Origin of the sequence: Antrihabitans spumae, assembly GCF_043944905.1 — a bacterium.
GTDB lineage: Bacteria > Actinomycetota > Actinomycetes > Mycobacteriales > Mycobacteriaceae > Antrihabitans > Antrihabitans spumae.
This window is the reverse complement of the sequence record NZ_JBIMSN010000025.1, coordinates 134,972-143,275: the sequence shown is the minus strand read 5'-3', so window position 1 is coordinate 143,275 and position 8,304 is coordinate 134,972. Positions and strand designations below refer to the sequence as shown.

General features: G+C 63.1%; 9 protein-coding genes and 1 pseudogene. 4 read left to right on the top strand and 6 right to left on the bottom strand.

Annotated elements, in window-relative coordinates; all coding sequences use genetic code 11:
* Positions 1-208: 208 nt before the first annotated feature.
* The 3 genes from ACHIRB_RS06435 (at position 209) to ACHIRB_RS06425 (ending at position 2,699) form a co-directional block, all read left to right on the top strand.
* Positions 209-709, top strand: coding sequence for a hypothetical protein (locus tag ACHIRB_RS06435; RefSeq protein ID WP_395126655.1), 501 nt, complete (start codon positions 209-211; stop codon positions 707-709).
* 530 nt (positions 710-1,239) lie between these two features.
* Positions 1,240-1,662, top strand: a complete 423-nt coding sequence (locus ACHIRB_RS06430; protein ID WP_395126654.1) for an ArsR/SmtB family transcription factor — start codon at positions 1,240-1,242, stop codon at positions 1,660-1,662.
* On the top strand, positions 1,659-2,699 hold the full coding sequence (locus ACHIRB_RS06425; RefSeq protein ID WP_395126653.1) for a cation diffusion facilitator family transporter: 1,041 nt from the start codon (positions 1,659-1,661) through the stop codon (positions 2,697-2,699). Before ACHIRB_RS06430 ends, ACHIRB_RS06425 begins: the two co-directional genes overlap by 4 nt.
* 439 nt (positions 2,700-3,138) lie before the next feature.
* On the opposite strand, the gene ACHIRB_RS06420 is transcribed toward ACHIRB_RS06425, so the two are convergent.
* The 5 genes from ACHIRB_RS06420 to ACHIRB_RS06400 all read right to left on the bottom strand — a co-directional run bounded on the left by ACHIRB_RS06420 (position 3,139) and on the right by ACHIRB_RS06400 (position 5,319).
* On the bottom strand, positions 3,139-3,714 hold the full coding sequence (locus ACHIRB_RS06420; protein WP_395126652.1) for a DNA helicase: 576 nt from the start codon (positions 3,712-3,714) through the stop codon (positions 3,139-3,141).
* A complete protein-coding gene (locus tag ACHIRB_RS06415) occupies positions 3,708-4,013 on the bottom strand; it encodes a hypothetical protein (RefSeq protein ID WP_395126651.1) in 306 nt (101 codons plus the stop codon). Before ACHIRB_RS06415 ends, ACHIRB_RS06420 begins: the two co-directional genes overlap by 7 nt.
* 130 nt (positions 4,014-4,143) lie before the next feature.
* Entirely contained in the window at positions 4,144-4,380 is a 237-nt protein-coding gene (gene nrdH / locus ACHIRB_RS06410) for a glutaredoxin-like protein NrdH (protein ID WP_395126650.1), read from the bottom strand.
* Positions 4,381-4,477: 97 nt separating this feature from the next.
* Positions 4,478-5,119, bottom strand: coding sequence for a hypothetical protein (locus ACHIRB_RS06405; RefSeq protein ID WP_395126649.1), 642 nt, complete (start codon positions 5,117-5,119; stop codon positions 4,478-4,480).
* Complete coding sequence (locus ACHIRB_RS06400) at positions 5,116-5,319, bottom strand: LPD29 domain-containing protein (RefSeq protein ID WP_395126648.1); 204 nt, start codon at positions 5,317-5,319, stop codon at positions 5,116-5,118. Before ACHIRB_RS06400 ends, ACHIRB_RS06405 begins: the two co-directional genes overlap by 4 nt.
* A 603-nt stretch (positions 5,320-5,922) precedes the next feature.
* Between ACHIRB_RS06400 and ACHIRB_RS06395 the strand changes: the two genes are divergently transcribed.
* Positions 5,923-7,341, top strand: coding sequence for a DF family (seleno)protein (locus ACHIRB_RS06395; protein WP_395127642.1), 1,419 nt, complete (start codon positions 5,923-5,925; stop codon positions 7,339-7,341).
* A gap of 94 nt (positions 7,342-7,435) precedes the next feature.
* On the opposite strand, the pseudogene ACHIRB_RS06390 reads toward ACHIRB_RS06395, so the two are convergent.
* A pseudogene (locus tag ACHIRB_RS06390) lies at positions 7,436-8,186 on the bottom strand (transposase); the annotation flags it as partial.
* Positions 8,187-8,304: the final 118 nt, after the last annotated feature.

Below are 8,304 nucleotides of genomic sequence, written 5' to 3'. Positions count from 1 at the left end.
TCCCAGCTCATAGCACCTTTCTTCATGTACGACACCAACTCCGAAGGAATTACCGTGAAAGCGGCAGGTTAGGTAAGTGTGACGAGTGGGCCGGAGCTCGGTCGCTAGCGCCTTGCCGACATGTCAGCTTCGTTGACTCGCCTGTCAGGCCCGCGGCCCTTCGGCGATCGCCGCCGCTTGTCAGTGCGAGCAGCTATCGTCCAAATTTATGGAGGTGAACAACGCGAGTCGACAAGCGGCGGCGGCAAGCGATCCCATTGCAGAGCACTACTGGCAAGTCGCTCGCGCTCTATACCGCACCCTGCGCCGCGATGGTCCGGCCATGGAGTCGCTTGACCCCGGTCCGATCGTGCTCCGCCGTGACGAACATGTGCACCTGCACCTGCCGACAAACTACGCGCGGTATGTAGCAATCGTGGACGGATGTCCGCCGGCCTGGAATGTGCAGCAGAGCGTCGACGTACTGGTAACAACGGACGGTCTGATCGTCACCCTGCGCGACGGACATATTCTTCGCTTCGATTGGGAGCGCGTCACCGCGTTTTATCCGGAACCGACGCGATGGACTGTGACATTCCAGTTCGACGGCGAGGCCAGCGCTCTCCGGTTGCGGGGCTACGCCGCACCACAGTTCTGCGTATACGCGACGCTGCAGCTTCGTAGCATCGACTACTTCCTGACCAGCGATCCACTCAGCCCACTTCTGTAGAGCGTCGTCGCGCCGGACGCTATCGCATCAAAACAAGGGCAGTTGATCTTTGCGAGCTCCTTCCGTCGGCGAGGGTTACGTAGTGATTCGCCAATCGTTGAGCGGTTTCGCTGGTGCACGCCAGCGCGATCCCGACCGCGGACCACTGCGTGCCGGATTCGTGTAGCTGCTGCGCAAGTGTCGACTCTGTGAGGGTGCGTGCGTGAGTCAGTCCTGCCAGCTCCGGTTGCGTTGTGGCGAGCCGACGGTGGTTGTTCACCTGACAAGCTCGGTCATCGCTCACCGAAGTCGACCCCAGAGCTACGCGAAAATCACGCCCACACCCTGAATTGGGCCTACACCGACGCCTGCTATTTCGCCCGCACCGTCGAACTTTCGAGGTTCTCGTCGACCGGGAGGCCGTCACCTGCGGAACTGCCGCCGAGGGCCGGCCGTGGGAGAAACGACCCTCGGCCGCGGCTATGGCAGCTACACCATCTTCGAGCAATGCCCACGTTCCGCTGCATACCCCCATCCCTTATTATCTACGTATGAATGCAGATATGGTGGCAGACCGGCGGCCGTTGCCCGACGACCAAGTAAACCTGGTGGTCGAGGTGTTCCGGATGCTCGCCGACGCGACACGAGTTCAGGTGTTGTGGGCGCTCGTCGGCGGGGAGATGTCGGTCAACGACCTCGCCGAACACATCGGAAAGCCTGCACCGTCGGTGTCGCAGCATCTGGCGAAGCTGCGAATGGCGAGACTGGTCCGCACCCGCCGTGAGGCCACCACCATCTTCTACAGCCTGGAAAATGATCACGTGGCACAGCTGGTCACCGATGCCGTTCACAACGCCGAACACGCCGGGCCGGGCATTCCCGGCCATCACCGCACTACAGATCAGCTGCGAGAACTGCACGCCGACAACGATATCCAGGCGGCACCCGAACGCAAGCGCGGAGCCGGAGCATGACTCACCACGACCACACTGCGACCGGCCACGGACGCGGACACGAACATACAGACGCCCGATGGCGCGGGAAGTTCGCTGCCGCGGTCCGGGAGGTATTCGCTCCGCACAGCCACGACGCTGCCGACAGCATTGACGGCGCGCTGGAATCCAGCGCAGCGGGTATTCGTGCGGTCAAGATCAGCCTCGTCGTCCTCGGGGCGACCTCGATCGCGCAACTGGTGATCGTGCTGATCTCCGGCTCGGTCGCATTGCTCGCCGATACTGTCCACAACGTCTCCGACGCGCTGACCGCGATCCCGCTCTGGATTGCGTTCGTGCTCGGCCGTCGCTCCGCTACCCGTCGCTATACCTACGGTTTCGGCCGCGCCGAAGACCTCGCCGGCTTGTTCGTCGTCGCCATGATCACGTTGTCGGCGATCATCGCCGCGATCGAGTCCGTCCGCCGCTTGATCAACCCGGTCCCGATCGAGCACCTCGCCTGGGTTGCCGCCGCCGGGTTCGTCGGATTCATCGGCAACGAACTCGTCGCCGTCTATCGCATCCGCGTCGGTCGTCAGATCGGTTCCGCTGCCCTTGTCGCTGACGGACTGCACGCTCGCACAGACGGATTCACCTCCCTTGCCGTAATCCTGGGCGCCGGCGGTGTCGCGCTCGGCTTCCCGATCGCGGACCCGATCGTCGGACTGCTCATCACTATCGCGATCCTTGCCGTGCTGCGCACCGCTGCCCGAGACGTGTTCCGCCGGCTGATGGACGGCGTCGACCCCGAACTCGTCGACACTGCCGAGAGAACCTTGGCCGCAGAACCAGGGGTGAGAAGCGTACGCAGCGTGAAGATGCGCTGGATCGGGCATCGCCTGCACGCCGACGCCGAACTCGACATCGACCCCGCCACGAACCTCACTGACGCACACCGCATCGCGCACGACGCCGAACACAGCCTGACCCATGCGCTTCCGAAACTCGACAGTGCGCTCGTCCACGCCTACCCGCACGACCCCATGACCCCGCCCACGTCGCGCCAGTATGTTAATTGAGGCTCGCACATCGCTAGATCTCTATCAGAGCGCCGGAGAATCCAGGTGCGCCGGACAGGTCGGTTCACGTTCGACCTGCCAGCCGTGGGTGTGCAGCCACCCTCGGATGCAATCTGGCCATTCATGCGCCTGTGCAGCGATTACACCAAGGAACAGTGAACCCTCTCCGCACACAACACACGCTATGTCGGTGATCGGGCCGTGAGGTGCGCATCCGACACAGTGGTGAGTGACAATCAGATCGCCCGCATTGTTGGGCTCGAGCCATGCGAGTGAGATGTCGGCCCGCTGTTGTCTGGCTTCAAGCAGGGTCGTCGGCACTCGCCCGCAAGTCGGACAGTGCAATTGGCGGAGAGCCCCGGTCATGCTGGTAATCGCTAGACCTGATGTGGTGGTGCCGGGTTTGGATTCGTCGCATCATCGGTTTTGCGTGCAGCTATCACGGCGCCTTCTCCGGTTCCTTCATCTTCGACAGAGCCGTTTTTGCCCCTTCGAAGCGTTCGCGAGCCGCACGACGTTCGCGCCCAAGCACGCACATACGCTCGAACAGTTCATCTGTGGGTACTTCCTCGGCGATCTGCGTCAACGCCTGCGCGGACGCGACATAGCCGCGGCGATAGGACTGGGCCAGAATTTCCAGCGCGTAGTAGTTAGCCTCGTAGCCGAGTGATCCGGCAGTGGTTATGTCGGTCAGCGATCGGGTGAGCATTTCTACTCGATGACCGTCTACGACTGCGTCGCCCGCCCGGGCAAGGGCTGACGACACCATCCGGGCTCCGTGCGGTCGCTCAGCGCGCACCAGTCCCGCGATGATGCCGAACAAGGATCCGTACCATGACCGCTCAAAGTCGTTCGGCACCAATATATCTACAATTCCGCGCGCGATCTCAGGTGCCGCCCACACCAATGCGCATAAACCAAGCGCTTCCACGTCATCGGTGGGACGCAAGTCCGCGTCTGCATCTTTGCTCGGCTCGCACATGTCAGTGGAGCGCGCGGCGGCTGTATTCACCATTTCTTCGCTCCTCGCTCGGCCAGCACCGCCAGCCGGACAGCACCAACGTCTATGCGGGGCGCTCTGAGGTGTTGACAAACCAGATTCCACAGAAGTTCGCCGTAGACGGGCCTGTAAAAATCGCCGGCAGTAAGGACGTCGACGACGCTGCGGGCAACCTCGGGGCTGGCCCACAGCAGGGCGCACAACGTTTGCGCTTCGACGTCGAGCTGGGGTGTGTAGTTCACGTCGTCGGAGTCGAGAGCAGCATCGAACTCGCCGGCAACCACTTCGGGCACGAGGGCTAGAGCTGCGCTCATCGGTTCCGATCCTTCCGTCTTCGGTCTTTCGATGGGGTCATCCGCCGGGTCCGACTCCGAGCTCGGGGATCACTCGGTGGGGGTAGCCGGATCCCCGGCAGATGCATTCAGGTGGTCTCGGTTGCTGCGATCAGGCAGCTGCAGCAGCGAGCGCGGAAATCCGATCGGGACGAAAACCCGCGAACTGGGTTCCGCCGTCGACGATGACGACCGGCGCATGCAGGTAGCCCAGGCTCATCACGTAGTCGCGCGCTGCCTCGTCCTGCGAGATATCGACTGTCGTGTAGTCCAGGCCGGCCTTGTCGAGGGCGCGGTATGTCGCGGTGCATTGCACGCATGAAGGCTTGGTGTAAACGGTGATAGTCATGGCTTCGATTCCCCTCCGAAATAATGGCTTTACGCTTATATGTAGTCTAGCAATTCGAGCGCTTCGAAACAATGGTTACAGCGAATTCACTGTAATTCTATTCGCTATTTATTGCGCTGGATTCTGCGCAATTCGTGCAATTCTTTTTGCCCTGCTCGCCGAGGGCGGGAATGTGGTACGCGACGGCAGTGTCGAAGTCTGTCGGTGCGCCGACGTAGCGTAGGAGAGTTATCTGTCCGGCCCAGTGCTCGCCGAACGTGCCTGTTGCGGCTGGGGTGAGGTGGTCGCGGACCCAGCGCACCGCATCGGCAACACTGCTGTCGGCGTGGTCGTCGAAGGTGGGTGGTGCGCCGGCGGAACCGATGAGTGCCAGGGCGGTGTGGATGCTAATGACTTCCGCGATCCGGTGACGGGTGCGATGTCGGTGGCTGCGGCAACCTGGTGGATGAGGGTCTGCCAGGTCGTAGTGATCGCCGTCGGTGCAGTAGAACTTTCCGTCGACGTGGGCGTTGTGGACGGGCTGTGTGCGTGCGGTGTTCCAGTCGATTCCGGCGCTGTCCGTTCGTGAAACGGTGATGTGCAGGGCTTTTTCGATAAGTTCGACCACGAGGTTGTGCGCGGCGGTGCTGAGGGTGCGGTCGTAGAGGATGCCGTCGACGACGTAGTGCACTTCTTCGGGCAGCTCGCCGGGTGCGGTGCACAGCAGCTGGGTCGGCAGCTCGTCGTAGCTGTCGGTCATGGGGTTGAACTGCGCCCCCCTTGGAATGGGTAGCCGACCGGTGTGACAGCTGTTTCGAGTGGTCCGTCGGTCCAGGCGACTCGGATCCACGCGCTGGCTGTGCCGCGATCGCAGCGCACCGAGAACGTCGTCCCCGGAAACGTTGCCTTCAACGCGGTACGGAGCAGCTGCGCGGCCTCTGTGGTGATGATGTAACGCATAATGTGAACCTCCCCGGTAGTTGGGTCTGTGCGACCCGCCAGTTTTTTTGCCGTTCTGGCACGTTTTTCGATGGGTACGAACGCGCCGAAACACAAATGCGGGTAGCACGAGCGGACCGTAAAAGTTTTCCTGCGCGCGCAGCGAGTGCGGGAGTGAAAAGTTTTCGGTTCGTATCGTGCTGAAGCGCAGCGGAGCCGCAATTGTGTGTAGGTGTGGACGTACGTAGAATCGACATGCCAGAAGGGAATCTCAATAGGTCTTGTCAAGCTCGGCCGTAGGCCGATCCGATCGGGCGACGCCGGGGGTGGCGTTGCGTGTATGAGGGTCGGGTTCGATCGGGTGGGGGTGAACGCCCCTCTTTGACGGGCTCGGTGTGGTGGTCTGTGCTCTGCGCTGTCCGCAACGTCACCACCGGTTCATCCCGAAGTCTCAAGGAGACACGAGCTGGGACTTACCAACCGGTGAACGACCGTGGGTTGGGCTTGTCGAATCGACACAACCACTGCGCGGGTCATCTGGGAATGGAACAGTGGTGTACACAAGGCCGAACGAGGGAGCCGCCGGATCACGCGGGCGGCACCCGCTGCGTCAGGACATCGAACATGACCGAGTCATCGCGACACACCTGGTACGACGACCTGGAAACCGCACTCGCTGCCCGCACCCGTGACGCATTCACCGCGCTACTGACAGAGGATGTGAGGTGGGGCGGAGAGCAACGTGGCACGGGCAACGAATGCACCGATCGCGATCAAGTGGGTGACCATTACGCCGGGCTGCTCGCGAGCGGGATCACCCTTCGACTGACCGGTGTGGAACCCGCCGACACCCACCGCGGAAACGTCTTCACCGCCCGGGTCCAGGTTTCGGCACCCGATCCCGATGACTACCCGCCCGAGATGACGGTCCGAATGACGTTGCGCGACGGCCTGATCGCGGAGATCTGCATACTGGACGGGCCACCGACCATCGAAGTGCTCTATGTCCATGGCTGCCCACACCACGAACAGTTGCTGCCGCATCTGTATGACCTGCTCGAGCAGAACCACATCACCTCCACCCTGACACTCAACGAGATCCAGACCGTCGAGCAGGCCCGCGCCACCCGGTTTCTCGGCTCACCCTCCGTGCGGGTCAACGGACGCGACGTCGCGCCGGACACCGAGACACCGTCACCGTCACCGTCGGCCTCTTCCGACGGATCGGATCGATACGGGTTGCAGTGCCGGCTGTACCCGTCATCGAACGGCAGCCCCAGCGGTGTCCCCGCAGACCGATGGATCCTCGACGCACTGATCGACAACCCGACACACGAGTCCGCCGTCGCCGCGATCCGAGTGGGCGACGTCGGAACGCTCCGCCGGTTGCTGACTGCGACACCCGAACTCGCCACTGTTCGTTTGCCTCGACACGAGGGGCGCACCTTGCTGCATGTGGCCACCGACTGGCCAGGCCACCTCCCGAATGTCGCCGAATCCATCACAACCCTCGTCTCGGCCGGCGCAGATCCCAACGCTCCCAGCTTCGGCGAGTCTCATCACGAGACACCGTTGCACTGGGCAGCGAGCAGCGACGACGTTGCTGCCATCGACGCACTGCTCGACGCAGGCGCCGACATCGACGCGGCCGGCGCGGTCATCGCCGGAGGAACGCCACTGTCGGATGCGACCGCATTCGGACAGTGGGCCGCAGCCCACCGACTCGTCGAACGCGGAGCATCGACCAATCTGTTCGAGGCAGCTGCCCTCGGCCTCGAATCCGAGGTCGAACGTCAACTCGATACCGGCGGTCCGACCGAGGAGGACATCACCAGCAGCTTCTGGGGCGCATGTCACGGAGGCCAGATCGCCACCGCCGAACTCCTTCTCCGTCACGGTGCCGACATTGACTGGATCGGATACGACGGACTGACACCCCTCGCAGCCGGCGAACGGTCAGGGGCGCACGAGGTAACACGATGGATCGAACAACGAACCGCGAACCCGCCACCTATCCCGACCAACCCCGACAAGAACAGCTAGTAGCCTCTCCGCGCGGGCAGGGTCGCTCGACGCGCTGCGTGTGGTTTTCGACCTGTCCTGCTGCACCTAAGCTCAACGCGCCAAACAGTGGGGGTCAAGCCGCGGCACGAGCGGGAGGGGGCTGCGCAGGCTTCGGTGCGTGTCGATACGGGGTGTCGTGGCGCAGCATGGCCCACAGCACGTTGGATCTGAGTCGGGCCAGCGCCAGGACCGCTTGGGTGTGACGCTTGCCCTCTGCTCGTTTGCGGTCGTAGTAGACCCGAGACTCCGCGCACGATCGGATGGTCAATTGCGCCGAAAGGTACGCCGTCCGCAGCAAACGTCGGTCGTATCGGCGTGGCCTATGCAGATTTCCGCTGACCCGGCCCGAGTCGCGTGGGACCGGCGCGAGGCCGGCCACGGCGGCGAACCGGTCCGCGGTGCCGAACACCGAGACGTCGCCGCCTGTCGCGGCGAGCAGTTCGGCTCCGAGCAGCGGGCCGAAACCGGGCATCGATTCGATCGATGACCGCAGCCTTGCGGTGGCGCCGGAACCGCGTCTCGATGTCGCGGTCCACCTCGGCCATCTCCCGGTCGAGGTATCTGATGTGGTGTGCCCACTTCGCGACCGTCGCTGCCGCGGCGTCCTGGCCGGGGAAACGTACATGCTGGGACCGCGCCGCGTCGATCGCCAGCTGTGCGAGACCTGATGCGTTGTACGCCTTGTTCTTTCGCAGCCATGCGAGCTTGGTCGGCGATGATCGCGGCATCCTTCGCGTCCGTTTTCCGTCGCCCCGGTAGCCACCCGCGGCGTGGTGGACGGCCCGGCCCGGAATGTAGAACACCTGCTCACCACGACCGAGCAGCCGGATGGGCGAATTGGACCGAACGCTGGTATGGGACATCGACACTGTCGCCGAAGGTTCGTGCGAATTTTCGTGGCTCGATAAGCAAAGCGGGGCGGTGGCTGCTCGCCGAACACCC